General features: G+C 35.5%; 24 protein-coding genes. 14 read left to right on the top strand and 10 right to left on the bottom strand.

Going from position 1 to position 25,547, the window contains the following annotated elements:
- The first annotated feature begins 65 nt into the window (after positions 1-65).
- Complete coding sequence (locus L1S34_RS03285; RefSeq protein WP_166133386.1) at positions 66-449, top strand: DUF983 domain-containing protein; 384 nt, start codon at positions 66-68, stop codon at positions 447-449.
- Positions 450-453: 4 nt separating this feature from the next.
- On the opposite strand, the gene L1S34_RS03280 is transcribed toward L1S34_RS03285, so the two are convergent.
- The 7 genes from L1S34_RS03280 to topA form a co-directional block, all read right to left on the bottom strand.
- Positions 454-1,503 carry an NAD(P)/FAD-dependent oxidoreductase gene (locus tag L1S34_RS03280; protein WP_236362817.1) on the bottom strand — a complete coding sequence of 350 codons (1,050 nt, stop codon included), beginning with the start codon at positions 1,501-1,503 and terminating at the stop codon, positions 454-456.
- Between the two features lie 84 nt (positions 1,504-1,587).
- Positions 1,588-2,478, bottom strand: coding sequence for a type IX secretion system protein PorN/GldN (gene gldN, locus L1S34_RS03275; protein WP_166133382.1), 891 nt, complete (start codon positions 2,476-2,478; stop codon positions 1,588-1,590).
- Between the two features lie 47 nt (positions 2,479-2,525).
- Entirely contained in the window at positions 2,526-4,067 is a 1,542-nt protein-coding gene (gene gldM / locus L1S34_RS03270) for a type IX secretion system protein PorM/GldM (RefSeq protein ID WP_236362816.1), read from the bottom strand.
- A gap of 44 nt (positions 4,068-4,111) precedes the next feature.
- Positions 4,112-4,759, bottom strand: a complete 648-nt coding sequence (gene gldL, locus L1S34_RS03265) for a T9SS inner membrane protein PorL/GldL (RefSeq protein WP_236362815.1) — start codon at positions 4,757-4,759, stop codon at positions 4,112-4,114.
- A gap of 39 nt (positions 4,760-4,798) precedes the next feature.
- Entirely contained in the window at positions 4,799-6,205 is a 1,407-nt protein-coding gene (gene gldK, locus L1S34_RS03260; RefSeq protein ID WP_236362814.1) for a type IX secretion system lipoprotein PorK/GldK, read from the bottom strand.
- A 127-nt stretch (positions 6,206-6,332) separates the two neighbouring features.
- Positions 6,333-7,484, bottom strand: coding sequence for a formimidoylglutamase (locus tag L1S34_RS03255; protein WP_166133374.1), 1,152 nt, complete (start codon positions 7,482-7,484; stop codon positions 6,333-6,335).
- Positions 7,485-7,487: 3 nt separating this feature from the next.
- Positions 7,488-10,016 carry a type I DNA topoisomerase gene (gene topA / locus L1S34_RS03250; RefSeq protein WP_236362813.1) on the bottom strand — a complete coding sequence of 843 codons (2,529 nt, stop codon included), beginning with the start codon at positions 10,014-10,016 and terminating at the stop codon, positions 7,488-7,490.
- 459 nt (positions 10,017-10,475) lie between these two features.
- Here topA and miaB point away from each other — a divergent pair, with 459 nt between their 5' ends.
- From miaB to groL, 8 genes are all read left to right on the top strand, one after another.
- Positions 10,476-11,921: a tRNA (N6-isopentenyl adenosine(37)-C2)-methylthiotransferase MiaB gene (miaB, locus tag L1S34_RS03245; RefSeq protein ID WP_236362812.1), complete on the top strand. Its 1,446-nt coding sequence runs from the start codon at positions 10,476-10,478 to the stop codon at positions 11,919-11,921.
- A gap of 230 nt (positions 11,922-12,151) precedes the next feature.
- On the top strand, positions 12,152-12,523 hold the full coding sequence (locus L1S34_RS03240) for a GxxExxY protein (protein ID WP_236362811.1): 372 nt from the start codon (positions 12,152-12,154) through the stop codon (positions 12,521-12,523).
- Positions 12,524-12,565: 42 nt separating this feature from the next.
- The gene (locus L1S34_RS03235) at positions 12,566-13,822 is read left to right on the top strand and encodes a sigma-54 interaction domain-containing protein (RefSeq protein ID WP_236362810.1); all 1,257 of its coding nucleotides are present in this window, start codon (positions 12,566-12,568) and stop codon (positions 13,820-13,822) included.
- A gap of 36 nt (positions 13,823-13,858) precedes the next feature.
- Complete coding sequence (locus L1S34_RS03230; RefSeq protein WP_236362809.1) at positions 13,859-14,362, top strand: LptE family protein; 504 nt, start codon at positions 13,859-13,861, stop codon at positions 14,360-14,362.
- A 72-nt stretch (positions 14,363-14,434) separates the two neighbouring features.
- Positions 14,435-15,286, top strand: coding sequence for a tetratricopeptide repeat protein (locus L1S34_RS03225; protein ID WP_236362808.1), 852 nt, complete (start codon positions 14,435-14,437; stop codon positions 15,284-15,286).
- Positions 15,287-15,289: 3 nt separating this feature from the next.
- Positions 15,290-15,628 (top strand): preprotein translocase subunit SecG, encoded by a 339-nt coding sequence (gene secG, locus L1S34_RS03220; protein ID WP_166133361.1) that lies wholly within the window; start codon positions 15,290-15,292, stop codon positions 15,626-15,628.
- 138 nt (positions 15,629-15,766) lie between these two features.
- On the top strand, positions 15,767-16,042 hold the full coding sequence (locus L1S34_RS03215) for a co-chaperone GroES (RefSeq protein WP_007137725.1): 276 nt from the start codon (positions 15,767-15,769) through the stop codon (positions 16,040-16,042).
- A gap of 72 nt (positions 16,043-16,114) precedes the next feature.
- The gene (groL, locus tag L1S34_RS03210; RefSeq protein ID WP_236362807.1) at positions 16,115-17,746 is read left to right on the top strand and encodes a chaperonin GroEL; all 1,632 of its coding nucleotides are present in this window, start codon (positions 16,115-16,117) and stop codon (positions 17,744-17,746) included.
- Between the two features lie 194 nt (positions 17,747-17,940).
- On the opposite strand, the gene L1S34_RS03205 is transcribed toward groL, so the two are convergent.
- The 3 genes from L1S34_RS03205 to xrtF all read right to left on the bottom strand — a co-directional run bounded on the left by L1S34_RS03205 (position 17,941) and on the right by xrtF (position 19,720).
- Positions 17,941-18,621 (bottom strand): DedA family protein, encoded by a 681-nt coding sequence (locus tag L1S34_RS03205; RefSeq protein ID WP_166133357.1) that lies wholly within the window; start codon positions 18,619-18,621, stop codon positions 17,941-17,943.
- A 129-nt stretch (positions 18,622-18,750) separates the two neighbouring features.
- The gene (locus tag L1S34_RS03200; RefSeq protein ID WP_236362806.1) at positions 18,751-19,194 is read right to left on the bottom strand and encodes an exosortase F system-associated membrane protein; all 444 of its coding nucleotides are present in this window, start codon (positions 19,192-19,194) and stop codon (positions 18,751-18,753) included.
- Positions 19,184-19,720, bottom strand: a complete 537-nt coding sequence (xrtF, locus tag L1S34_RS03195; protein WP_236362805.1) for an exosortase family protein XrtF — start codon at positions 19,718-19,720, stop codon at positions 19,184-19,186. The genes L1S34_RS03200 and xrtF overlap by 11 nt, the downstream gene beginning before the upstream one ends.
- Positions 19,721-19,797: 77 nt before the next feature.
- On the opposite strand from xrtF, the gene L1S34_RS03190 reads away from it, so the two are divergent.
- The 5 genes from L1S34_RS03190 (at position 19,798) to L1S34_RS03170 (ending at position 25,140) form a co-directional block, all read left to right on the top strand.
- Positions 19,798-20,253 (top strand): GAF domain-containing protein, encoded by a 456-nt coding sequence (locus L1S34_RS03190; protein ID WP_236362804.1) that lies wholly within the window; start codon positions 19,798-19,800, stop codon positions 20,251-20,253.
- A 1-nt stretch (position 20,254) separates the two neighbouring features.
- Positions 20,255-21,220: an energy transducer TonB gene (locus L1S34_RS03185; protein WP_236362803.1), complete on the top strand. Its 966-nt coding sequence runs from the start codon at positions 20,255-20,257 to the stop codon at positions 21,218-21,220.
- A gap of 120 nt (positions 21,221-21,340) precedes the next feature.
- The gene (gene rpsO, locus L1S34_RS03180) at positions 21,341-21,607 is read left to right on the top strand and encodes a 30S ribosomal protein S15 (protein ID WP_086453034.1); all 267 of its coding nucleotides are present in this window, start codon (positions 21,341-21,343) and stop codon (positions 21,605-21,607) included.
- A 234-nt stretch (positions 21,608-21,841) separates the two neighbouring features.
- Positions 21,842-23,977: a polyribonucleotide nucleotidyltransferase gene (locus L1S34_RS03175; RefSeq protein ID WP_236362802.1), complete on the top strand. Its 2,136-nt coding sequence runs from the start codon at positions 21,842-21,844 to the stop codon at positions 23,975-23,977.
- Between the two features lie 299 nt (positions 23,978-24,276).
- The gene (locus L1S34_RS03170) at positions 24,277-25,140 is read left to right on the top strand and encodes a sigma-70 family RNA polymerase sigma factor (protein ID WP_026707723.1); all 864 of its coding nucleotides are present in this window, start codon (positions 24,277-24,279) and stop codon (positions 25,138-25,140) included.
- Positions 25,141-25,547: the final 407 nt, after the last annotated feature.

Here is a 25,547-nt window from a genome sequence, read left to right as displayed (position 1 = left end):
TGTGATTTATTAAATTTGCCTATCTTCTGGTAGGACTAAAATCAGGAAAATTAAATTTTTTGCAAATGTTAAAAAAAGGATCCAAATTATATAGCATTTTAACAGGAACTTGTCCTAAATGTCACAATGAGAGCATGTATTTACAAAAAAACCCATGGCATTTAACCCAAGTTTTAAAAATGCATGACAATTGCAGTCATTGTGGATTGAGATATCAAATAGAGCCATCCTTTTTTTACGGAGCCATGTACGTAAGCTACGGATTAAATGTCGCTATTGGTATTGCAGCGTTTGTCATTTCTTTTTTCTTCTTTAAATCAAATTTAAAAGAGGCATTTGTTGTTATAATCATTGCATTAACAGCACTATTTCCGTTTGTTTTACGCTGGGCTCGAAACATTTATATCAATATGTTTGTTTCGTATGACCCTAATCAAAACAAAAAATAAATCCCTACTTTTTACGCTTTTCAAATCGCCAACAGTCAATACTTGGGTCTAAGGCATTTTCAAACTCGATAAAATCATACAAGGCCTTAGCCATTGACGGCCCCAACATAACGCCTCTAGTTCCTAAACCATTTAAAACGTGTAATTGAGGATGTATTTGGTGCGTTCCAATTAATGGTCTTCTATCTCGAACGGTGGGTCTGATTCCTGCAAAATGAGATATAATTTTAAAATCACAATTGATAATTTCTTGAATTCGATCAATCAATTCTTGTTTGCCCTCCTCGCTTGTGTCATTGGTTTTATCTTTCCAATTGTAAGTAGCTCCTACCTTAAAAAGATTTTCTCCAAGCGGCAATATAAATACGCTGGTGTTCACTATTACATCGAGTTGTAAACCAGGCGCCTCAATTATAAATAATTCGCCTTTAGTTCCATCTAATGGAAGAGAGTTAAAATACGGATTAGCGTGCAAGCCATACCCTTCAGCAAAAATAACATGTTTGGCAATAATCCCTTTATACCGCACTCCTCCTGTAATCAACTCCAAAGCATCATACTCAAAATCAAATTCTTCATATTGACCTGATGCCGAAAGGAAAGCCCTAAATTCCTGAAGCAATAAAGCAGTATCTACATAACCTGTATGTAATACTTGACCGTAGCCATGAGGAGATTCAATACCAATAAATGTATCATGAATTAAAGTAGTTGATAAAAAAGGGGCTAAATTGACTTTATCCGAAGCAGTAAACCAATTATTCTGTTCTTCCACTGAAAAAAACTTACGGAGAATTGGTTTCTTAAAATCAAACTGAAAAGATAATCGTTTTTCAATTCTATTGTAAAAAGCGTTCATTTGTTCAAGTTGCTCTTTAGCATTCCATACTTCGCTAAACCGCTTCAAAATAACCGGATTGTACAAACCTCCAGCTACACGAGATGAGTTTTGAGAATTATTATCCACTACACAAATTGTCTTATCATTTTCAAGTGCCCATTCTGCAAAAGAAAGTCCTCCCAAGCCAGCACCAACTATTAAATAATCAATCATAAAATATCAGTTTAAATATCACCAATAAACAAAAAAACTCCTACCACAAGGGTAAGAGTTTTATCTGTTTTAATCTTACGGAAACTAGTAGTTCCACATATCCGATTCAAAATTTCTAATCTTGTCTTTTACTCTTTCAGATTCTAACAACTGATTTTGAGCATTGTCTTTCATGTACTCTTCAATTGCTCGATCTCCGTAAACGTTCTCTTCTTTATAAATCAAACTGTTAAATCGGCGAGAGTTCAAAATTTGATCAAACGAAACTGGCATCGCTGAATTTTTATCATTAAAAGCTTTTGCATTATGTAAAACTTCGCGCGCCGCTGGGAAAAACACCCAAAACAACTCGATATAATCTTTCTCATCACTGTTCATCGTATACACGTCAGGAGTAATAGGACAAATTCCTAACAAACGATATTTCAACTCACTTTGACGTTTGTCAAAATACCAATACCCCTTGATTTTGTATTGCGTAACATCTTGCGCAGATAAATCCTGTCTGACAATGTACTCATCAGAAATTCTATTACCAGCATTTAATTGCTCTCTACCAGCATCAGTTGTATCCACACGAGTTAAAGAGCCCTGAATGTCTTGCAAAGATTTTTTGGTATTGAAATAACTATCAGTATAAACTTCAGTGATTTGACCATTTTTCATTGCCTTAGTCAATACATCATATAAAGACCTTCTATCAGAACCAATATTCGCTGTATCAATAGGAAAATATAAGGAGAAATTTATCTTCTCACTTAAATCAATAATTTCCCATGTTGTTTTACCCATTAAAACATCACGGTCGTGTACATAACCGTAGGCTAATGGTTTATCGTTATCTGAATCCAGCTGTGCAGCAGTTTTTAGTCCAATTTGGTCTGGAGTTTTTGCATTTAGCAAATTCGACTGCCCTACGGAACTAATGCTCCAAGAAAGAGAGACGATAGCGATAAAAAGATTTCTTACATTCATAATAGTGTCCTAATAAAATATTGACTTTGGTTTATACAACCGTTGTATTATTGTATTTCATAAATTACAGGTGCGGTTCTTGGCAACAAGTAGCTACCCGCTCCTTCTAATTTTGTTTTGATCTCAGAAATAGTAACCTGATCTCCACGTCCGGCTTTTGCCAAAACAGCTTTACATTGTGCGTTTAATTTGTTTCCTTGAACAACTACGGTAGGTTGACCAGTAACTTTTAAGTTAAAACCAACTACACTCAATCCTACTTCAAAGTCAAAATCAACAAGCTTAGCTCCAACAGTAGAAATTTCTAAACTTGATTTAGGACCTTTAACAACTCCCATTTCTCCACGGATAGTACCAGTTGGACCAGGAATACCTTTGATTCTAAACACACGTTTATCAGAAGCTACCTTACCATCAGCCATTTTTCCAGAAACATTAATTACAACCTCGTTACCAGCTTGTGGGCTCATGTTGTATTTTCCGTTTCCTACTTTAGTTAATCCTGGTGCAGAAGCATTAACATTGTTATCAGCAATTCCTGCAAAAGAAATAGAAATTGGATTTACAACTCCTCTATAAACAACATTCATTTTGTCTGCTGAAATAGTAGCTGAGTTTGGTCTAGGAACAACTACATACTTGCCTTGAAAAGGTAATGGAATGTTCTTTCCGTCTTCTAAGAAAGTAAATTTACCGTTGATTGATTGCTCACCAACACTTCCAGCAGTCATCGAAATTACAGCTTGACCGTTAACGATTTTTCCAGGACCAGAAAAAGAAGTTGGTTTTGTGTTTTCGTCATAACGACCTAAAACTACTTTACCTGTAACTTGTTCTCCTTGAAAGTAAGCACTCTTGTCTAAAACAACAATCGCTTGATAATTGCTGTAAGAAGCAGCAGCAACGGCCGCTTTTCCTAGCAAAGTATTGTAAACATCTGTCTCCACTTTTTTAACATCATTTTGCCAAGCAGATAACTTTGCTAATGATGCTACAGCTGGAAAACCTTTAAAATGGTAATCTAAATATGCTATTGCTATTCCATCTTTGTTTTTAACCGGTGCAAGATCAAATTTTGACTCTACTTCGCTTAAAATTGAAGCTAATTTTTTGTTTCCACCTAAAGCTGCCTTAACATCATTTTTGTACTGCTCAATAGTTTTAACAACTTCGTTACCTTTTGCAGAATAACCCGCAGGACTAAACCAAGAATTATCTAAGTTGTCTCCTTTATCCATTTCCTCATAAGGTAATTTACCTGTATCTGGATTTGTTTCAGTGCCTGTTAAAACTTCCGTTTTTAAACCTGCAATATAGTCGTAGAAATTCTTAGTAAGTGTTTCTACTTTGTGAGCAGTTGCAGCAGCGTCTTTAAACTCTCCGCCTGCCTCTGCAGCTTTAGCATCTAAACTCAATAACATTTGAGCGTTAGATTGTTCTGCTGCTGTATTTGATCCTTCAAATTTTTCATTCATTAATCCAAAAGCAGATAATACTTCTTTGGACATGTTTAATGCCAACATAGCGATGAAAACCAAATACATAAGGTTAATCATCTTCTGTCTAGGGGTTAGTTTTCCTCCTGCCATATTTTCTAAATAATTAGTTTGTTGTTAATGTATCGCTCGACTAATTATCCTTTATTGTTCATAGCAGAAAGCATTCCACCGTATACACTATTTAAAGAAGATAAATTAGAAGTTAAAGACTGCATTTGCTCTTTCAATTTCAAATTGTTAGCTGCAACTTCTTCATTTATTTGTGCATTTTTAGAAGCACTTTCTAATTGTACTTTGTACAAACTATTTAGAGACTCCATTTGAGTAGCCGCTAAACTTAACTCTTCACTATATTTTTTAGTAGAAGCAATAGAATCTACAGTAGGAGCAATTCCTTTAGCAGCTGATTCAAAATTTTTGATACTGTTTCCTAAACTTGCCATTAACGCTCCGTCAATTTTTGCATCCTTTAGCAATGTATCTAATTTTTGAGACAATAAACCTTGCGTATCTGCCGCTGGTTCTGCTTTTTTAGCAGCTGGTTTTGCCGTTCCACCTACTAACTCAGGGTAAACGTTTTCCCATTTGTATTCATCATCAACAGGTTCGAAAGCTGAAAGTGCGAAAATTGCAGCTTCAACAACTAGTCCAATTGTCAACATCAAGTTTCCTGTGATAGGACCAAATTCAATATGTGTGATTTTAAATAATGCTCCGATGATTACAACTGCCGCTCCCATACCGTAAGCGAAATTCATTGCTTTTTTACCTAGTAATGCCATAATAATAGTAATTTAAAAATTTAATAGATTGGGTTTTTGTTATTTTTTCTTTTTTCCTGTTCCAGTTGTCTGAAGCCCCATGTAGTCTTGTACTGTTCTAAAACCAATGTAACTTCTTGCTGAATCAGCGTATTCGTAATCTCTTGTGCTTACCTGTAGGAAATAAGCAACATCTTTCCAAGATCCTCCACGTAATACTTTACGTTTGTTGGATGCATCTAAAACGTTTGGGTTCATTGTAGATACATATTCGTATGCGTTAGGATCGTATGCTGAATCCGTCCATTCAGAAACGTTTCCAGCCATATTGTATAAATTATAGCCGTTTGGTTCATATGATTTAGCTTCTACTGTGTACAAAGCTTCATCTGCAGCATAATCTCCGCGGTTTGGCTTGAAATTAGCTAAGAAACATCCTCTATCATTTTTCGTATAAGGACCTCCCCAAGGATATGTAGCTGATTCTAAGCCACCTCTTGCTGAATACTCCCACTCAGCTTCTGTAGGCAAACGGAATGAGTTGATTAAATCACGACCTTTTCTTTTTGACTTGATATGTGTATTTTTATATAAAGTTCTCCAAGCACAAAAGGCTTTAGCTTGTGTCCATGTAACACCAACTACCGGGTACTCGCCATATGCTTTATGCCAAAAGTAGTCGTTATGCATTGGTTCATTGTATGAATATGCAAAATCTTTGATCCAAACTGTAGTATCTGGATAAACCTTAATTGTTTCAATTTTAATAAAATCTTTTCTTCTACCAACTTTAGCTTTGGCAGCAGCTTGAATATCCATCCAAGAATAGCGGAACTTCAATTTATTTACATCTATGGTACGCAAACCGTTGTATGACTCTTCAATTGGCAAATACATAGAATCCATCACCTCAGTGTAATATTCGTCCGGATATAATTTGGTATCCTTAATTAATTTCACCTTTTTATTTAATCTTCTACCAGCGTACTGATCATCCTCTGTCCCGATACTGTAATAGTTATCATACATGTACTTATCGTAAGCAGTCATTTTAGTTGGATCTGAATCATTGAATGCAAAATCGCCAATACTACCTGCATTTCTCCCTCTTCCAGTACTTGCGGTTGCTGTTTGACCATTCATATCAGCCATAATAGCCAAACGAACTCTCATTGTAGAATCTTTAACCCATTCTACAAACTGTCTGTATTCTTTATTTGTGATTTCCGTTTCATCCATATAGAAAGAACGCACAGTAACAGTTTTGGTAGGTGCATCTTCAATATTTGCTAAATCAGCATCTGATTTACCCATAATAAAAGATCCTCCTGGTACCAAAGTCATCCCATAAGGTTTTTCAGGATGCCATTTCCCTCCATCAACACCAACTAATTCTCCTCTGTCGCTTGTTTTACCACAGCCAGTTAAAAGGGCTATAATCGCTGTGAAAGCTATGAACTTCTTCATATAAATTTGGTTATCTAATCATTATTTTTAAGTGTGTAAACCTATTTATTATTTTTTACAAAAACAATTTTTTTGTTCCAAACAAACTGTTTTTTATAAAAAAATCATAAATATGTCCTAAATCGATCTAAACGATGTTTTTTCTTTGTGCTTTCCACCACCTTTCGGGCAGTTCTTGGTTGCAAGCAAGTAAGTATTCATCGTAGGAACACGGTAATAACGTGTTTCTTTTTAATTTATTATTAACATTTGAAATAAATGGAATTTCTATCCACCAACGGTCTGTTTTATCACTTTTATAAAAAACCAGTTCCTCCTCTTCTAAAGGCACAATATATTTCAAATAATTCTCTTTGCTTCCAAATGGATATTCATGTGAACGGTAATGAAACCCTTCGATAAAGTACCAAACGACTTGAGCTGCAAGCACGGCTTCGGCAGCAGTATTGTTATGATTGTAAATACCAAATGAAGATACTTTATCACTTATTCCTGCATACCTGCTTAATGCGCAAATTTCTTTACCATTAAAGCCATTTGGCTGAAAACGAATTGTATTTCCAGAATCAGAAGATTTTACAGAATTCAGGTCAATGCTAACCATATCAGCATCTCTAAAAACTGGTTCTGCAATTGCAATATTATTAGAAACTTCACCTAATCGGTAGGCATCAAAATATAATTTTTCGATCAAATCAATTTCTTCTTGCGAGTTGAAATAAGTCTGATATCCGATATTGCAATAATTAAACAAATTATTTGGTTCCTCTACAATCATTTTGGTAAGGTATGAAGTAGCTGAAAGATCTTCTTCATCTGTACCGAAATCAAATTTTGCATCAACGGCAACCAAATTCACCATTTGCTCTAAAGTATCATACGCACGATACAAAGAATAGGTGATGTCCTGAGAGCCGCCAAGAACAATAGGTATTATTCTTTTTTTAATTAATTCGGTAGCAATTTGCTTTACCGCAAAATAAGTATCTGAAACATTACTTCCTGCGGGAATATCTCCCAAATCAGCGATAGAAGCGTCCCAATTTCCTGGAAATAAACTATAAAATTGCCTTCTTATTGGATTAACCTCCACCTCAGAAATAGCATTACAATCGCCGCGATTATCCAAAACACCAAAAATGGCAATTTGAACCTGATCTAAATCTGGAAATTGATCATTAGTATGTAAAACAACCTTACTTCCTAATTGCTGCGCCTTAAGGTTACCTATAAAATCAAGAACATCTGAGTCTATGGGTTTCAAAAAATCAAATTCCATTTTCTATTTTTTTGCTACTGGCTTTTTTACCGCTGTTTTTTTTGCTGTTGCTTTTTTGGCTGGCGCTTTTTTGGCCGCTACTTTTTTGGCTGGAGTTTTCTTTGCGATCATCTCTTGTACTTCGGCCAAAGTCAATTTTGCAGCATCAACATCCTTACTTAATTCAATTTTTATCTTTCCTTTAGTAATAACAGAGCGTCCCCATCTAGCTTTTTCAACCAAGATTCCTTCTTCCTCCCAGTTGTGAAGCACTTTATCTATATTTTTTTGTAATTTATCTTCAATCAAGGCTTCAATATCATTTTGAGATAAATTATCAAAATCATATTTTTTACTCACATTGATAAAAAGGCCATTCCATTTAATAAAAGCACCAAATCTACCCACACCTTTTTGAACACCTTCGCCTTTGTATACTGCAATTGGAGCATCAGCAAGGGCCTTTTCATCAATTAATTCTTTGGCACGTTCAAAATCAACATCCAGTGGGTTTTCGCCTTTTGGCAAAGATACGAAAGCTGCACCATGACGAATATAAGGACCGTAACGGCCATTACTCACCTCTACTTCTTCATCTTTATAAACACCTAAGTTTTTTGGTAACAAGAACAAGTTTAAAGTTTCTTCCAGCGTGATGTTACCAATATTTTGGTCGTTCATCAAGCTTGCGAACTTCTTGTCTTCATCATCAGCAGCACCAATTTGAGCCATTGGTCCAAATTTACCCAAACGTACCGAAACTGGTTTGCCTGTTTTAGGATCAGTTCCCAGAATACGTTCGCCACTTTCACGTTCTGCATTGGCTTCAACATCTTTCACCGTTGGATGAAATTGATCGTAAAACTCTTGCATCATTTTAGTCCAAACGATATTTCCTTCGGCTATTTCATCAAAATCTTGTTCTACTTTGGCAGTAAAATTATAATCGAGAATGTTTCCAAAATTCTTAACCAAGAAATCAGTAACAATGGTTCCAATATCTGTTGGCACTAATTTTCCTTTATCAGAACCAGTATTTTCTTTTAGCATTTTTTCAGCAAGCGTGCCTGCTTGCAAAGTAAGTTGCGTGTACTTACGCTCTTGCCCGTCAAGATTCCCTTTTTCAACATAATTTCTGTTGATAATAGTAGAAATTGTTGGTGCATAGGTAGATGGTCTACCAATACCAAGTTCCTCTAATTTTTTCACCAACGAAGCTTCTGTAAAACGAGCTGGAGGTCGAGAGTATCGCTCAGTAGCGGTAATATAATTATTTTGCAACTTTTCGTTCACTTTCATTGCTGGCAACATGCCTTCTTGCTCCTCCTCGTCATCATCATGACCTTCTAAATAAACTTTTAGAAATCCTTCAAAAAGCAACACCTCTCCAGAAGCTGTGAATACCTCGCTGTGATTATTAGCTTCAATTTTTACATTGGTACGCTCTAGTTGTGCGTCACTCATTTGTGAAGCTAGCGTACGTTTCCAGATCAAATCGTACAAACGGGCTTGGTCGCGATCAATATCTACCGTATGACGTGACATATCCGTTGGTCGAATCGCCTCGTGTGCCTCCTGAGCTCCTTTGCTTTTATTGGTAAAAGTTCTAGGTTTTGAGAACTCCTTACCGTAGGATTTGATAATTTCAGCCTGAGCTGCTTCCATCGCCTCTTTTGATAAATTAACACTATCCGTTCTCATATAAGTGATCAATCCCGCTTCATACAAACGTTGCGCTAACTGCATGGTAATACCTACTGGTAAATACAATTTTCTAGCTGCTTCTTGTTGTAAAGTTGAAGTGGTAAAAGGACCTGTAGGCGACTTTTTGGTAGGTTTTGTTTCTAACTCCCCGACTTTATATTGTGAACCTACGTTATTGTTTAAAAAAGCTTCTGCTTCTTGTTTGGTATTAAAATTTTTAGGCAACTTCGCTTTGAATGCTTTACCGGCTTCATTAGTAAACTCGGCTACTACAGAGTAGGTTGCTACTGCATTAAAGTTTTGAATGTCGCGCTCGCGTTCAACAATTAATCGAACCGAAACCGATTGTACACGACCAGCAGACAAACCTCCTTTTATTTTTCTCCATAAAACAGGCGATAATTCGTAACCAACCAATCGGTCAAGCACACGTCTGGCTTGTTGTGCATTTACTAAGTTATAGTCAATTTCACGTGGATTGTCAATCGCTTTTAAAATAGCCGTTTTTGTAATCTCATGAAAAACAATACGTTTGGTTTTTTTGATATCCAAATTTAGCTCTTCGGCCAAGTGCCAAGAAATAGCCTCACCCTCGCGGTCCTCATCGCTCGCTAGCCATACCATTTCTGCTTTTTTAGCCAAACCTTTCAATTTGGTTACCAATGCTTTTTTATCTGCAGAAACCTCATACTTTGGTTTAAAACCTTGCTCCACATCTACTCCTATTTCTCGTGAAGGTAAATCGGCAATATGCCCATAACTGGACTCTACCTGATAATCACTTCCAAGAAATTTTTCGATTGTTTTTGCCTTTGCAGGAGACTCTACGATAACTAAATTCTTTGCCATTGCTCTATTTTTCTGGGACAAAAGTAGAAGTTTTTTTTATATATCGGGCTTTTGCCGATTTTTAAAATAGAATAAAACCTACTTGATTTGATAATTTGTTGCGAAACGCCTTGTTTTATATCTCTCGAAAAATACTTTGAAAATAAATAAATTCCACTTCTTGTTTTACGAAAATAACTCATTTAAGGTTCATTTTAAACAGTAACATATGTTGCCGCTCTTTCAAAACACTGACTCTATTTATAAAAATAACCATCAACCAAATTTTAGTAATGGCATAAAAAAGAATTTCTTATTTCGCAGTACAAAGTAAAAAGTAGAGCAAAATCGAAACTTTTTCGACAACTTCATTTAGCTCAAGAGTATTCTATTGTAAAATGCAAAACATTGTTAATTTGTAGGCTGACATCTTGTCATATTTGCCGGAATTACGTTATCTTTGTACTTTGAAAAAATGGAATGGAAAAGATAATTGAAGAAAGTAAACAAGGCGAAAGTCTCGTTTTAGAAAATAAACCCGAAAACACTAAAAAACTATTCATTGAGAGTTATGGTTGCGCTATGAACTTTTCAGATAGCGAAATTGTAGCTTCTATTTTATCCGGAAATGGATACAATACGACTCAAGTCTTGGAGGAAGCCGATTTAGTTTTAGTAAATACATGTTCTATTCGCGACAAAGCAGAACAAACCATCCGAAAACGATTGGAAAAATACAATGCCGTAAAACGCATTAATCCAAAAATGAAAGTGGGTGTTTTAGGTTGTATGGCAGAGCGTTTGAAAGAAAAATTTTTAGACGAAGAGAAAATCGTTGACATGGTAGTTGGTCCAGATGCCTACAAAGATTTACCTAATTTATTAGCCGAAGTTGAAGAAGGTCGTGATGCCATCAATGTAATTTTATCAAAGGATGAAACTTATGGTGATATCTCGCCTGTTCGTTTAATGACTAATGGTATAACTGCTTTGGTTTCTATCACTCGAGGATGTGATAATATGTGTACTTTTTGCGTAGTTCCTTTTACACGTGGTCGGGAACGCAGCCGTGAACCACAAAGTATCTTGAGTGAAATTCAAGACTTGTGGAACAACGGTTACAAAGAAATCACATTGTTAGGTCAAAATGTTGACAGTTATTTGTGGTATGGTGGTGGCTTGAAAAAAGATTTTGCTAATGCTAGTGAAATGCAAAAAGCTACTGCAATTGACTTTGATCAATTACTTGAAATGGTTGCCATTGCTTTTCCTAAAATGCGCATTCGATTTTCAACCTCAAATCCGCAGGATATGCATGAAAGTATTCTGCACGTTATAGCTAAATACCCAAACATTTGCAAGCACATTCACTTACCGGTACAATCAGGAAGTAATCGTATTCTAAAAGAAATGAATCGTTTGCATACGCGGGAGGAATACATGACTTTGATTGACAAAATCAGAACTGTAATTCCAAACTGCGCTATTTCGCAAGATATGATTGCAGGTTTCCCAACAGAGACTGAACAAGACCATCAAGATACATTGGCGTTAATGGACTATGTGAAATATAATTTTGGTTATATGTACTCGTATTCTGAACGTCCAGGAACACTTGCTGGAAGAAAAATGGAAGATGATGTACCCGAAGAAACAAAAGCACGCAGACTGCAAGAAATTGTAGACTTACAGCAAAAACACGCTTGGTTTCGTTCAGAGGAATTTATCGGTCAAACCGTAGAGGTTTTGGTTGAAAAAGTTTCAAAAAAATCAACTGAAGAATTCTCAGGTAGAAACTCACAAAGCATTACAGTGGTTTTCCCAAAAGAGAATTACAAGATTGGAGATTTTGTTAATGTAAAAATTACAAGCTGCACAAGCGGAACATTGAAAGGTGAAGCAGTTGGATATTCTGAAATGAATTAGAAAATTTTGCCACAGATTAAAAGGATCCTCACAGATTTTTTTAAATGCTTTGAATCTTAAAAACTGTGGCAAGAAAAATATTTACAAGTTGCACAAGCTGAACATTAAAAGGGGAAGCGATTGGACATTCTGAAATGAATTAGAAAAGTTTATCAGAAATTAAAAAGATCCTCACAGATTTTTTAAATCCTTTGAATCTTAAAAAGATGTGGTAAGAAAAACAATTACAAATGGAAGGCTATAGGGAAGAAGAAACATACAAAATAATAGGAATTTGCATGGAAGTTCATCGTAATCTTGGCCCAGGCTTACTAGAAGTTATCTATAAAGACGCATTAGAAATTGAATTTAGAGCAAACAACATTCCTTTTGAAAGAGAAAAAGAATTTGCAATTGAATATAAAGGTAAAATTTTACCTCATAAGTTTTATGCAGATTTTGTAGTTTGCCAAGATATAATTTTAGAGGTGAAAGCCATAAAAGAATTTTCAAATGAGCATGTTGCTCAAATTCTTAATTATTTAAAATTAGCCCAATCAGAGATAGGGTTGTTAGTGAATTTTCAAACAAAATCTTTACAATATAAAAGATACGCTTTGTAAAATCTGTGAAAATCTTTTTAATCTGTGGTTAAAGAAAAAAATATGGAATCAGTTCAAAATATAAAACAGCGCTTTGAGATTATCGGGAATGATCCGAAGCTCAATCGCGCCATAGAAAAAGCCATTCAGGTTGCTCCTACTGACATCACCGTATTGGTTGCCGGCGAAAGCGGAGTTGGTAAAGAGAATATGCCTCGTATTATTCACTCCCTATCCCATAGAAAACATGGCAAATACATTGCTGTAAACTGTGGAGCTATTCCGGAAGGAACTATTGATAGCGAATTATTTGGTCACGAAAAAGGCGCTTTTACAGGTGCTACCAGCACACGTGAAGGTTATTTTGAAGTAGCTGATGGCGGAACTATATTCCTTGACGAAGTGGGCGAATTACCGCTTACCACCCAAGTACGCTTGCTACGTGTGCTTGAAAATGGTGAGTTTATAAAGGTAGGATCGTCACAAGTACAAAAAACTGATGTTCGAATTGTGGCTGCCACCAATGTCAATTTGTTTGACGCCATTGAAAAAGGAAACTTTAGAGAGGATTTGTACTATCGTTTGAGTACCGTAGACATCACTTTACCGCCTTTGCGAGAGCGCAAGGACGATATTCATTTGTTATTCAGAAAATTTGTTGCTGATTTTGCACACAAATACAAAATGCCTCCGTTGAAACTAGATGAAAATGCGGTGCAATTACTGCAAAAATTTAGATGGAGCGGTAACATTAGGCAATTACGTAACGTAGCGGAACAAATTTCAGTGCTTGAAACGAATCGAGATATTTCTGCTGCAACTTTGCAATCGTATTTACCAGAGCAAGGAAGTAATTTGCCATCGGTAATTAAGGATAAAAAAAGTGAAAACGACTTTTCGACCGAAAGGGAAATTTTGTACAAAGTACTTTTTGACATGAAAAGCGATTTGAATGATCTCAAAAAACTAACGCTCGAATTAATTCAAAACGGAAGCACTCAGGTTCAAGAAACTAATCAACATTTGATCAAGAAAATCTACGGAACAAAAGATAGCGACAACGAAATAGATTTTGAAGAAGAACCAAGAACCGGTTTAATCACTACGCCTTCTGCCGAAGAATTATACCAAGAAAACGATGATAATTATTTGTTTGCAGAGACAGTCGAGGAAGAAGAAACCTTGCGCTTAGAGCAAAAGGAAATTGAAATGATAAAAAAATCGTTAGAAAAAAATAAAGGAAAACGAAAAGCAGCTGCTGATGAATTAGGAATTTCGGAACGTACTTTATATCGAAAAATTAAGCAATTTGATTTGTAACAACCGATTAAATTTTCACCTATTACTTTCAAGAACATGAAATTTATAAAATATTTTCTTTTAGCCCTATTGATTGCAAGCACAAACAGCTGCTCTGTTTATAATTTTACAGGAACAGGTAACATTGATGCCAAAACCTTTCAAGTCGGATTTTTTCAGAATAATGCTGAATTGATAGAACCTGGAATCGATAGAACATTTACCTTGAAATTACAAGATTTGATTCAGAATCAAACCAATTTAAACCTTGTTACGAATGGTGCCGACTTAACCTACGAAGGTGAAATTGTAGATTACAGAATTAGTCCAATGACTGCCACGGCTGATCAAAGAGCTGCACAAAACCGCTTGACCGTTCGAGTAAATGTTCGTTTTACAAACAAGAAGAAAGAAACAGATGATTTTGAAAAATCGTTTAGCTTTTTCTTTGATTATCCTGCCGAACAACAATTAATAGGCGCACCACTTAATTCTGCTTTAGAAGAAATTTTTGATCGTATTACACAAGACATCTTCAACGAGTCTTTGGCCAAGTGGTAACTCAATTCAACCTGTACTCACAATTATTTGACCAACTAGCTCTATCTTAGCATACAACTTGATTTAAAAAAAATGGAATTAGCTGACTATACCTATTTAATAACTAAGCCGGATGCTATCCTTGAGAAGCAAACCACAGCGTTAGACGACGTGATTGCATCGTATCCTTATTTTCAAAGTGCTAAAGCCATTCAGCTTAAAGGACTATACAGTCAAAACAGCTTTAAATATAATGGCGCTTTAAAACTAACGGCCGCCCACACTACAGATCGTTCTGTATTATTTGATTTTATCACTTCCGAAAATTTTGTCGCTATACACAAGCGCCTTTACGAAAAGAAACTCCAAGCCATCTTAGACATTAATGTTATTGATAGTGAAGAAATAAAGCAGCCAGAAATTATAGAACCAGTTTTAAGCCCTGTTGAAAGATCGATTTTAACCTCGATTAAAGAAGCTTCAACGCCCGAACCCAAAGAGCAAGAAGCCATACTTATCGAAAAACTCGAAATAGGAAGCCCACTTGAATTCTCTAAAAAAGAGCAACATTCGTTTCAAGAATGGCTACAACTATCAAGAACGGAGCCAATCAAACGTGACGAAATTGAGCAAAGTATTCCAGAGGAACTTGTGCTTGATCCTGAAAAATTAAAAAAATTAGCCATTATTGATAAGTTCATTGAGACTAGTCCTAAAATTTCTCCTGTAAAGCAGAACTCGAGTCCAGCTGTGAATATTGAACTTCCTACAGCCGATCATTCGGCATTAATGACAGAGACCTTAGCGAGAGTTTATTTGGAGCAAAAAAAATATCAAAAAGCGATACAAGCTTATGAAATATTAATTTTGAAATATCCAGAAAAAAGTAGTTTCTTTGCGGACCGCATATCGGATATTAAGATTTTACAACATAATAATAATTAAACAATGAGCACATTTTCAATTTTTTTAGTTTTAATAACTATAGTTTGTTTCCTATTAATCGTAGTAATCATGGTACAAAACCCTAAAGGTGGCGGATTATCATCTAATGTTGGTGGTTCACAAATGTTAGGTGGGGTACAAAAAACAACTGATTTCTTAGACAAAAGTACTTGGACACTTTCTGCTATTTTAATTGCGCTTATTTTACTTTCAAGCTTAAGTTTCACAGGATCATTAAGTGATACTGATTCTAAAATTATTGAAAATACACCAGCTTCTGCAGCTCCAGCTCCAGCTGTACCAGCTCAAAACGCACCAGCTGCTACAAATCCAGCAAAATAATTACTTGATATAATATAGAAAATGCCAGCCTGTCAAAGCTGGCATTTTTTTTTAAGAAATTATGTCAGTTTTATTAGCATGGCATAATTTCTGAAAGTTGCTTAGCATTCCAAAATAAATAATTTAAAAACATAAATCATGGCATTAAACATTAAACCACTTTCAGACAGAGTTCTTATCGAACCTGTTGCCGCAGAAACAAAAACTGCATCAGGAATTTTTATACCAGATACAGCCAAAGAAAAGCCTCAAAAAGGGACTGTTGTTGCTGTAGGAAATGGAACTAAAGAACACACAATGACCGTAAAAATCGGAGATTCTGTTCTTTACGGAAAATACGCTGGGACCGAGTTAAAACTAGAAGGAAAAGATTATTTGATCATGCGCGAAGATGATATTCTAGCGATAATCTAAATTTTGTTAAAAGTTTCAGGTTAGATTCCTGCAAGCAACTTTAAACTAAAACAACTTTAAACTAAATTAAAAATGGCAAAAGATATAAAATTTGATATTGAAGCACGTGACGGATTAAAACGTGGAGTTGACGCATTAGCAAATGCTGTAAAAGTAACATTAGGACCAAAAGGACGTAATGTAATTATTGGAAAAGCTTTTGGAGGTCCAAACGTAACCAAAGATGGGGTTACCGTTGCTAAAGAAATCGAATTAAAAGATCCTTTAGAAAATATGGGAGCTCAAATGGTAAAAGAAGTAGCTTCAAAAACCAATGACTTAGCTGGTGATGGAACTACAACTGCAACCGTTTTAGCGCAAGCAATTGTAAAAGAAGGATTAAAAAACGTAGCTGCCGGAGCAAACCCAATGGATTTGAAACGCGGTATTGACAAAGCAGTTGAGGCTATTGTAGCTGACTTAGCTCAGCAAGCTAAAGTTGTAGGTAGCGACTCTGAAAAAATCAAGCAAATTGCTTCTATCTCTGCTAATAATGACGAGGTTATTGGTGAACTAATCGCTACTGCTTTCGCAAAAGTAGGAAAAGAAGGAGTGATCACTGTAGAAGAAGCAAAAGGTACAGATACATATGTAGATGTAGTTGAAGGTATGCAATTTGACAGAGGATACTTATCTCCGTACTTTGTTACCAACTCTGAGAAAATGGAAGTTGAATTAGAGAATCCATTCATCTTATTGTACGACAAAAAAGTATCTTCTTTAAAAGAATTATTGCCGGTACTTGAGCCAGTAGCACAATCAGGTAAGCCATTATTGATTATTGCTGAAGATGTTGATGGCGAAGCTTTATCAACATTAGTAGTAAACAAATTAAGAGGAGCATTAAAAATTGCTGCTGTAAAAGCACCTGGATTTGGCGACAGAAGAAAGGCAATGCTAGAAGATATTGCAATTTTAACTGGAGGAACTGTAATTTCTGAAGAGAGAGGTTACACTTTAGAAAACACTACAATTGAAATGTTAGGAACTTCTAAAAAAGTAACTATCGACAAAGACAATACTACAATTGTAAGTGGTGCTGGAGATGCAGACATGATCAAAAATCGTGTGAACCAAATTAAAGGTCAAATGGAAGCTACTACTTCTGATTATGACAAAGAAAAACTGCAAGAGCGTTTGGCTAAGTTAGCTGGTGGCGTTGCTGTTCTTTATGTAGGTGCTGCTTCTGAAGTAGAGATGAAAGAGAAAAAAGACCGTGTAGACGATGCATTACACGCAACTCGTGCTGCTGTAGAAGAAGGTATTGTTGCTGGAGGTGGTGTAGCATTATTAAGAGCTAAAAATGTTCTTGCTGCACTTACAGCTGACAATGCTGATGAAGTTACAGGAATTCAAATTGTTTCTCGTGCAGTAGAAGCTCCATTAAGAACTATCGTTGAAAACGCAGGTCTTGAAGGATCTGTTGTGGTAGCGAAAGTTGCTGAAGGCGCTGGTGATTTTGGATACAACGCTAAAACAGATCAATATGTAGATATGCTTGCTGCTGGAATTATCGATCCGAAGAAAGTAACACGTGTAGCATTAGAAAATGCAGCATCTGTAGCTGGAATGATATTAACAACAGAATGTGCATTAATTGACATTAAAGAAGAAAGCGCTGGAGGCGGAATGCCAATGGGCGGTGGAATGCCAGGGATGATGTAATCCTAAAGATTAGTAAATAAATTAAAGGTCGAAGCAAGAGCTTCGACCTTTTTTTATACGCCAATAAAACCGCGTTAATAGAATGACTTGCACTAAAATAAAATCTAATAAAGTGGTGTAAAAAAAAGGATGCAGTTTTCTATAAACCACATCCTTTTTTATGTTAATCAGTTGTTATTAAAGTCCTAATTATTTTATTCTTGAGTCTTCGACTTTCGGCTAAATTTATAAATAACAGGCAAAATCGTAATTCCAACCAAAGTAAGAACAATTAACTCAATATGCTCTTTCAAATCGATTTGATAATTAGTCAAAAGGAAACCATACAAATAATGACCCGCAAAGATTAATGTAAAAGACCAAATAAAAGAACTTAGGATGTTATAAAACATAAATTTTTGCTTGTTCATAGAAACGATACCAGCAACTATTGGTGCAAAAGTTCTAAATATTGGAAGAAAACGAGCAAAAATAATCGCCTTGCCACCATATTTTTCAAAGAAATCCTTAGATTGTACTAGATACTTACGCTTGAACCAAAAACTATCCTGCTTATTGTACAAATAATATCCACTTTTTGACCCAAACCAATATCCCACTACGTTTCCTAAAATACCAGCTAACGCAACCAATGTAGATAACAAGACCACATTTAAGAAATCATTATCAATAAAAACTATATTTTCAATTAATTCGCGACTGTAAATCCCTGCCAAGAACAACAAACTATCCCCTGGTAAAAAGAAACCTGCAAAGAGACCCGTTTCGGCAAAAACAATAAATAAAACGATATAAATCCCCAACTTAATCCCGTTAATATCAAAATGGATGTAAAAAAGTGGGTCTATTAAATTCTTCCAATCAAAATTGTTCATTCTAAGTTTTTTTGTACTACAATTATTAGTGCGTGAAAGTACATATAATAAACATCAAGAACAATTTATTGTTTTATTTTAAAGTTTTATTAACGGTTGTAAAAACCCTCGAAAAAGACAAAAATTGAATTATTTTACTTGCTTTTGATAATACAAACCTGCCAAAAATAATAGTAAAAAAAGAGGTTGAATAATAAATCTTCTGATGTAAAACAAAACCCAGTTTTGATTTGGTAAATCGTTCAAAAGCACAATGTAGAAAGCAACAATTAATACCACAAAAAAGAACAAATACAGCAGTGATGCAAACTTAATTAAAGCTTTGTCTCGATATAAAATAAAAATGATTGCCAGCGAAAAAACGGTATTTAAAAAATATCTAAAAAACAATCCTAAAAACAATTTACCTTCATCTAAAATAGGAAGTTTTGAGTCTTCAAAATCGTTTTTAAAAAAATCTAGAAAGGGATCATAAAACATTTGATTCTCAGAAGCACGTACCAAAATTAAAAGCACAACAAGAACCATCAAAAAGAAAAAACGCGACTTGTTTTGAAGTAGTTTACGCAGCATAACTTGAATATTTACGCACCCAAATTAACCATAATAAAAACACCACACCGTAAATTGATAATGGAAAAATGACTCCATGAAGCAAAGGTTCTTGGGCTGGATAATAAAAAATTAAGGCGCTCAAGGCTGCAATGCGAAGTACATTTAACACATAAATTAAAACACTACCGCACAAAACATAACCAATTGTAATAGCCCAGCGACCAGAAAAAGAAATCACAAATGAAGCAAACAATATTAGAACGCTCACTGCATTACAACCTTCAACAATCCTAGCTACGTAATGATTTTGATACATAAGCTTCATGTAAGCGTGTTTTGAACTTTCGGCTACAAAAGAATTAGTAGTAAAACAGTCCAAAACCCAAGCGGTATGATTGCTAACCATCTTGGTGATCCCATCCACTTTATTCATTTCAAATCCAGATAAGTAGTATTGATACAAAGCTGTCAAAACAACATAACTCAGAAAAAAAGAACCTAAAAAAAGTAAAAAGGGTTTGTATTGGTAATAATATTTTTTCAACTTAATTTTTTTTTAACAAATTTATACAAAATATAAAACCGTCTTTAAATACTTTTGTAAAATAAAATTAACAAAACATGACCTTTCAAGAATTACAACCTAAAGTTACCGAAATTACTCAAAATACAACTCAAACCCGAGACGAAAAACTTTTGTCTATCTGTCAACTTTTGAGCAATTCTATCCCTTACTACAATTGGGTAGGATTTTATTTTGCCAATCCCGAAACAAAAACGCTTCATTTAGGACCTTACGTAGGTGCAGAAACAGATCATACTGTAATCCCTTTCGGAAAAGGAATTTGCGGACAAGTTGCCGAGTCGAATGCAAATTTTGTGGTGCCTGATGTAAGCGCTCAAGACAATTACATTGCTTGTAGCTTTACCGTAAAATCTGAAATTGTTGTACCCCTTTTTGTAAATGGACAAAACATAGGCCAAATTGATATTGATAGCCATGTAATTGATCCTTTTACTGAAGAAGATGAACGATTTTTAGAGTTTGTCAATCAAGAGATTGCAAGATTATTTTAGCATGAAAAATAAAAAGCAAACCTTCAATTACTCAAAACTTATTTTTTGGTGTTTAATGCTAGCACCTGTATTTGGTTTTAGTCAAGAATCAGTTGGTAAAAAAATATATCTTGACTCACTTGGTGTAGAAACAAACTACGATAATCACTTGTTCTATCGTGTGATTGAATCTTTCGATACGACCACAAATATGTATAGTTTTAAAGAGTATTATAAATCTGGAGCTATTTCTATGTCAGGTCAAGCACTCACTGCCAATGTTGAAAGTAAATCTGGAGAGTTTATTAATTATTACGAAAACGGGAATAAGAAGAGCATTACCAACTACTTAAAAGGTAGATTAGTTGGAAATGAAGAACTTTGGTACGAAAACGGCACAAAGGAATCTGAATCAGAATATTTTGAATCAGAAGATGGTTTTTCGACGTTACAAAAACTTAAAAACTACTGGCTGGAAAACGGCAAGCAAACCGTTGTAAATGGCAATGGTACTTATGAAAAAACTTTTAAGTTCGGGACTGAAAAAGGAATGTATAAAAATGGACTGAAAGAAGGTTCTTGGACAGGAACCTTTATCACTATTTATGGCTATACTGAACAATATAGAGACGGCGAGTTGATTTCAGGAGTGAGCACAGATCAAGACAATAATGAATATTCCTATACCCAATTAGAAGTTAAACCAGAACCATTAACCGGTATGAAAGATTTCTACCAACATATCGGGAAAAACTTCCAAATCCCTAGAGCCTACGACAGAGTGAAAGGAAAAATATACATCTCGTTTGTTGTAGAGAAAAATGGTGACTTGGGCGAAGTGAAAATCCTCAAATCATTGAGCGATGTTTTAGACCAAGAAGGAATTAGAGTCGTTAAGAGTTACGGAAAATGGAAACCAGGTATGCAAAGAGGGCAAAATGTTAGAGTACTATACTCCCTGCCTATTGCACTACAAGGCTCTAGATAATTTACAACAATCTCAAAATAAAAACCGATTAATGTTTCCTTATTCATAATTATTTTTTACTTTTGCACCCGTCTACCAATAGATGGCAGACATACATAAGAATCATTAAATAATATTGGAATGTATTTAACTAAAGAGATTAAAGAAGAAATCTTCGCACAACACGGAGAAAAAACGAATACTGGAAAAGCTGAAGCGCAAATCGCTTTGTTTACTTACAGAATTAGTCACTTAACTGAGCACTTGAAAAAAAATCGTCATGATTATAACACAGAGCGTTCATTAGTATTACTAGTAGGTAAAAGAAGATCGTTGTTAGATTACTTGAAAAAGAAAGAAATCAACAGATACCGTGAAATTATCAAAGTATTGAATATAAGAAAATAATCAATAGGAAAGAGGTGCGAAAGTGCCTCTTTTTTTATTTTATATAATATTGTCTTAAATCACTACAGAAGTCCTGACACAAAAGGGATTAGAGCTAAGACAAAATCGCAGCATCAATTCATTTGGATTGATTATTAAAAAAAGTTTGGTTTTTCATTGGGTTTTAGGCATTAACTACGCACAACAACAACTACAACACAACTAGAACCCATGTTTAACTAAAAAATTAAATTTATGATTCCACAATTATTTGTAGAAAGTATCGATTTAGGTGATGGCAGAAGCATCACAATCGAGACAGGTCGTTTAGCCAAACAAGCTGATGGATCTGTAGTAGTAAGAATTGGAAAAACTGTTATTCTAGGTACAGTTGTTTCCGCAAGAAAAGCAAGTCCAGGTATTGATTTTTTACCATTAACGGTAGATTACCGTGAAAAATTTGCTGCAGCGGGTCGTTTCCCTGGAGGTTTCTTCAAAAGAGAAGCACGCCCTAGTGATAGCGAAGTATTAACAATGAGATTGGTAGACCGTGTATTGCGTCCGCTTTTCCCAGATGATTACCATGCTGAAGTTCAAGTTATGATTCAATTAATGTCTCATGACGAGGATGTAATGCCAGATGCGTTAGCAGGATTAGCAGCTTCGGCGGCACTTGCATTGTCTGATATTCCATTTGAAACTTTGATTTCTGAAGCTAGAGTTGGTCGTATTGATGGTAAATTCATCATCAACCCTTCTCGCGCACAATTAGCATTGTCAGACATTGACATGATGATTGGAGCTTCAACCGATTCTATCGCCATGGTAGAAGGTGAAATGAAAGAGATTTCAGAAGCAGAAATGCTAGAAGCAATTAAATTTGCTCACGAACACATCAAAGTACAAATTGCTGCGCAAGAAAGGTTAGCTGCTGCTTTTGGAAAAAAACAAGTACGTGAATACGAAAATGAAAAATCTGATGAAGCTATTTACGCTAAAGTAAAAGAAGCAGCTTACGATAAAATATATGCTATTGCTAGCAAAGGTTCTTCTAAACAAGAACGTACTGCTGCATTTGCAGAGGTAAAAGAAGAAGTAAAAGCTTTATTTACTGAAGAAGAATTGGCTGAAAATGGAGATTTAGTTTCTAAATACTTCTACAAAACCAATAAAGAAGCAGTTCGTAACGTAACCCTAGATTTAGGAACTCGTTTAGACGGAAGAAAAACTACAGAAATCAGACCAATCTGGTGTGAGGTAGATTATTTACCATCAGTACACGGATCTGCATTGTTTACACGTGGAGAAACACAAGCTTTGGCTACAGCTACTTTAGGAACTTCTAGAGAAGCTAATCAAATTGACTCTCCATCTGAACAAGGTGAAGAAAAATTCTACTTGCATTACAACTTCCCTCCTTTCTCAACTGGTGAAGCTCGTCCATTAAGAGGAACTTCAAGAAGAGAAGTTGGTCACGGAAACTTGGCACAACGCGCCTTGAAAAACATGATTCCTGCTGATTGTCCTTATACAATTCGTGTAGTTTCTGAAGTATTAGAATCGAATGGTTCTTCTTCTATGGCTACTGTTTGCGCTGGTACATTATCATTGATGGATGCTGGTATCCAAATGATTCGTCCAGTTTCTGGAATTGCAATGGGATTAATTACTGACGGAGAACGTTTTGCTGTATTGTCTGATATTCTTGGTGATGAAGATCATTTAGGAGACATGGACTTTAAAGTAACTGGAACTTCTGAAGGAATTACCGCTTGCCAAATGGACATTAAGATTGACGGTTTGAAATACGAGATTATGGAAGCTGCATTGGCTCAAGCTCGTGACGGTCGTTTGCATATTCTTGGAAAATTAATTGAAACGCTTGCTGCTCCAAAAGAAGATGTGAAACCATACGCTCCAAAAATCATCACTAGAACTATTCCTGGTAACTTTATTGGTGCTTTAATTGGACCTGGTGGAAAAGTGATTCAAGAATTACAAAAAGCTACAGGAACTACAATCGTAATCAACGAGGTAGACGAGCAAGGTGTTATTGAAATTTTAGGTACTGACCCTGCTGGAATCGAAGCAGTATTGGCTAAAATTCAATCAATCACTTTCAAGCCACAAATGGGTGAAGCTTACGAAGTGAAAGTAATCAAAATGCTTGATTTTGGTGCCGTTGTAGAATATACAGCTGCTCCAGGAAATGAAGTTTTATTACACGTATCTGAACTAGCTTGGGAAAGAACTGAAAACGTTACTGATGTTGTAAACATGGGCGATGTGTTTCAAGTGAAATACCTAGGACTTGATCCAAAAACAAGAAAAGAAAAAGTGTCTCGTAAAGCACTTATCGCTAGACCTCCACGCGAGGAGAAAAAAGAGTAATCAGATCTTAGTTTACTAAAGGTTTATTTATAGGAAATCCCGTTCGCCAATGCGAACGGGATTTTTGTTTTTCTAAAAACACATATCGCTCTAATGTATACTAAACCGCATTAGGGATAGCAGTGGAAATCCTCTTTATTCGCCAAGGCGTATAAAAAGATTGTAACGTATAGCCCGATTCGCCGCGGCGAAAATGCCCCAAAAAAACGATTTAAAATAAAATTTAAAAATAAATGTAACTTTTTTGCAACTCCTTACGTATAACTATTTGTACACTTTAAAATTGAGGAGACAACACCATGAGACAACTTAAAATTACCAAGCAGGTAACGAATCGTGAAACTGCATCATTAGACAAATATTTACAAGAAATTGGAAAAGTTGATCTTATCACGGCTGATGAAGAGGTAGAGTTAGCACAAAAGATTAAAGCTGGTGACCAGCGCGCTTTAGAAAAATTAACAAAAGCCAACTTACGTTTCGTAGTATCGGTGGCAAAACAATATCAAAACCAAGGTTTAACCCTTCCCGATTTAATTAACGAAGGAAACCTTGGACTAATAAAAGCAGCACAGCGTTTTGATGAAACTCGTGGTTTCAAATTCATTTCGTATGCTGTATGGTGGATTCGTCAATCGATTTTACAAGCGTTGGCTGAGCAGTCTCGTATTGTACGTTTGCCTTTAAACAAAATTGGTTCTATCAATAAAATCAACAAAATGTACGCTTTATTAGAGCAGTCTAACGAGCGTCCGCCATCTGCTGAGGAAATTGCAAAAGAACTTGATATGACCGTAAATGATGTAAAAGAGTCTATGAAAAACTCTGGTCGTCACTTATCAATGGATGCGCCACTTGTAGAAGGTGAAGATTCTAACCTTTACGATGTATTGCGTTCTGGAGAGTCTCCAAACCCAGACAGAGAGTTAATCCACGAGTCATTGCGTACCGAAATTGAGCGTTCTCTTGAAACTCTTACACCTCGTGAGGCTGATGTAGTTCGTTTGTACTTTGGTCTTGGTGACCAACACCCAATGACTTTAGAAGAAATTGGAGAAACTTTCGACCTAACTCGTGAGCGTGTACGTCAAATCAAGGAAAAAGCAATCCGTAGATTAAAACATACTTCTAGAAGTAAAATTTTAAAAACCTATTTAGGATAACTATATTTGTTTCAAGTTTAAAGTTTCAGCTTGCTTATAACATCTTGAAATCTTAAACTTGAAACTTTTTTAAAGCAAACAACAGTCTGATTAACTGTTCGTTTTTTGATTGATGATTGAAACCTCGGCTGATTACCGAGGTTTTATTTTTTTAATAAAACGTCGGTCTGTTCTCCGCCACGGCGGATCGATTTTCCGAGGTTTTATTTTTTTCAATATACCTACAAATCACTATTTACTGAGAACTAATCACTGAATACTGTTCACTACTCACTTTTCACTATTCACTTCTCACTTTAAAGGCGTAACCCTCCGTAAAAACTTCGGGTCGGGCTATTCGCTATATCTTTTGTTTCGCTAACGCTGCACAAAAGGATTCCGCTTCTATCCCTTACGCAATCTTGTTT

Source organism: Flavobacterium sp. K77 (assembly GCF_021608205.1).
In the GTDB taxonomy this organism is placed as follows: Bacteria; Bacteroidota; Bacteroidia; order Flavobacteriales; family Flavobacteriaceae; genus Flavobacterium; species Flavobacterium turcicum.
This window is presented reverse-complemented; position numbering and strand designations above follow the sequence as displayed.

What these genes read in the sequence shown, in the direction of transcription:
- L1S34_RS03285 (WP_166133386.1), top strand. Translation starts at nt 66, where the DNA reads ATGTTAAAAAAAGGATCCAAATTATATAGCATTTTAACAGGAACTTGT.
- L1S34_RS03280 (WP_236362817.1), bottom strand. Translation starts at nt 1,503, where the DNA reads ATGATTGATTATTTAATAGTTGGTGCTGGCTTGGGAGGACTTTCTTTT.
- gldN (WP_166133382.1), bottom strand. Translation starts at nt 2,478, where the DNA reads ATGAATGTAAGAAATCTTTTTATCGCTATCGTCTCTCTTTCTTGGAGC.
- gldM (WP_236362816.1), bottom strand. Translation starts at nt 4,067, where the DNA reads ATGGCAGGAGGAAAACTAACCCCTAGACAGAAGATGATTAACCTTATG.
- gldL (WP_236362815.1), bottom strand. Translation starts at nt 4,759, where the DNA reads ATGGCATTACTAGGTAAAAAAGCAATGAATTTCGCTTACGGTATGGGA.
- gldK (WP_236362814.1), bottom strand. Translation starts at nt 6,205, where the DNA reads ATGAAGAAGTTCATAGCTTTCACAGCGATTATAGCCCTTTTAACTGGC.
- L1S34_RS03255 (WP_166133374.1), bottom strand. Translation starts at nt 7,484, where the DNA reads ATGGAATTTGATTTTTTGAAACCCATAGACTCAGATGTTCTTGATTTT.
- topA (WP_236362813.1), bottom strand. Translation starts at nt 10,016, where the DNA reads ATGGCAAAGAATTTAGTTATCGTAGAGTCTCCTGCAAAGGCAAAAACA.
- miaB (WP_236362812.1), top strand. Translation starts at nt 10,476, where the DNA reads ATGGAAAAGATAATTGAAGAAAGTAAACAAGGCGAAAGTCTCGTTTTA.
- L1S34_RS03240 (WP_236362811.1), top strand. Translation starts at nt 12,152, where the DNA reads ATGGAAGGCTATAGGGAAGAAGAAACATACAAAATAATAGGAATTTGC.
- L1S34_RS03235 (WP_236362810.1), top strand. Translation starts at nt 12,566, where the DNA reads ATGGAATCAGTTCAAAATATAAAACAGCGCTTTGAGATTATCGGGAAT.
- L1S34_RS03230 (WP_236362809.1), top strand. Translation starts at nt 13,859, where the DNA reads ATGAAATTTATAAAATATTTTCTTTTAGCCCTATTGATTGCAAGCACA.
- L1S34_RS03225 (WP_236362808.1), top strand. Translation starts at nt 14,435, where the DNA reads ATGGAATTAGCTGACTATACCTATTTAATAACTAAGCCGGATGCTATC.
- secG (WP_166133361.1), top strand. Translation starts at nt 15,290, where the DNA reads ATGAGCACATTTTCAATTTTTTTAGTTTTAATAACTATAGTTTGTTTC.
- L1S34_RS03215 (WP_007137725.1), top strand. Translation starts at nt 15,767, where the DNA reads ATGGCATTAAACATTAAACCACTTTCAGACAGAGTTCTTATCGAACCT.
- groL (WP_236362807.1), top strand. Translation starts at nt 16,115, where the DNA reads ATGGCAAAAGATATAAAATTTGATATTGAAGCACGTGACGGATTAAAA.
- L1S34_RS03205 (WP_166133357.1), bottom strand. Translation starts at nt 18,621, where the DNA reads ATGAACAATTTTGATTGGAAGAATTTAATAGACCCACTTTTTTACATC.
- L1S34_RS03200 (WP_236362806.1), bottom strand. Translation starts at nt 19,194, where the DNA reads ATGCTGCGTAAACTACTTCAAAACAAGTCGCGTTTTTTCTTTTTGATG.
- L1S34_RS03190 (WP_236362804.1), top strand. Translation starts at nt 19,798, where the DNA reads ATGACCTTTCAAGAATTACAACCTAAAGTTACCGAAATTACTCAAAAT.
- L1S34_RS03185 (WP_236362803.1), top strand. Translation starts at nt 20,255, where the DNA reads ATGAAAAATAAAAAGCAAACCTTCAATTACTCAAAACTTATTTTTTGG.
- rpsO (WP_086453034.1), top strand. Translation starts at nt 21,341, where the DNA reads ATGTATTTAACTAAAGAGATTAAAGAAGAAATCTTCGCACAACACGGA.
- L1S34_RS03175 (WP_236362802.1), top strand. Translation starts at nt 21,842, where the DNA reads ATGATTCCACAATTATTTGTAGAAAGTATCGATTTAGGTGATGGCAGA.
- L1S34_RS03170 (WP_026707723.1), top strand. Translation starts at nt 24,277, where the DNA reads ATGAGACAACTTAAAATTACCAAGCAGGTAACGAATCGTGAAACTGCA.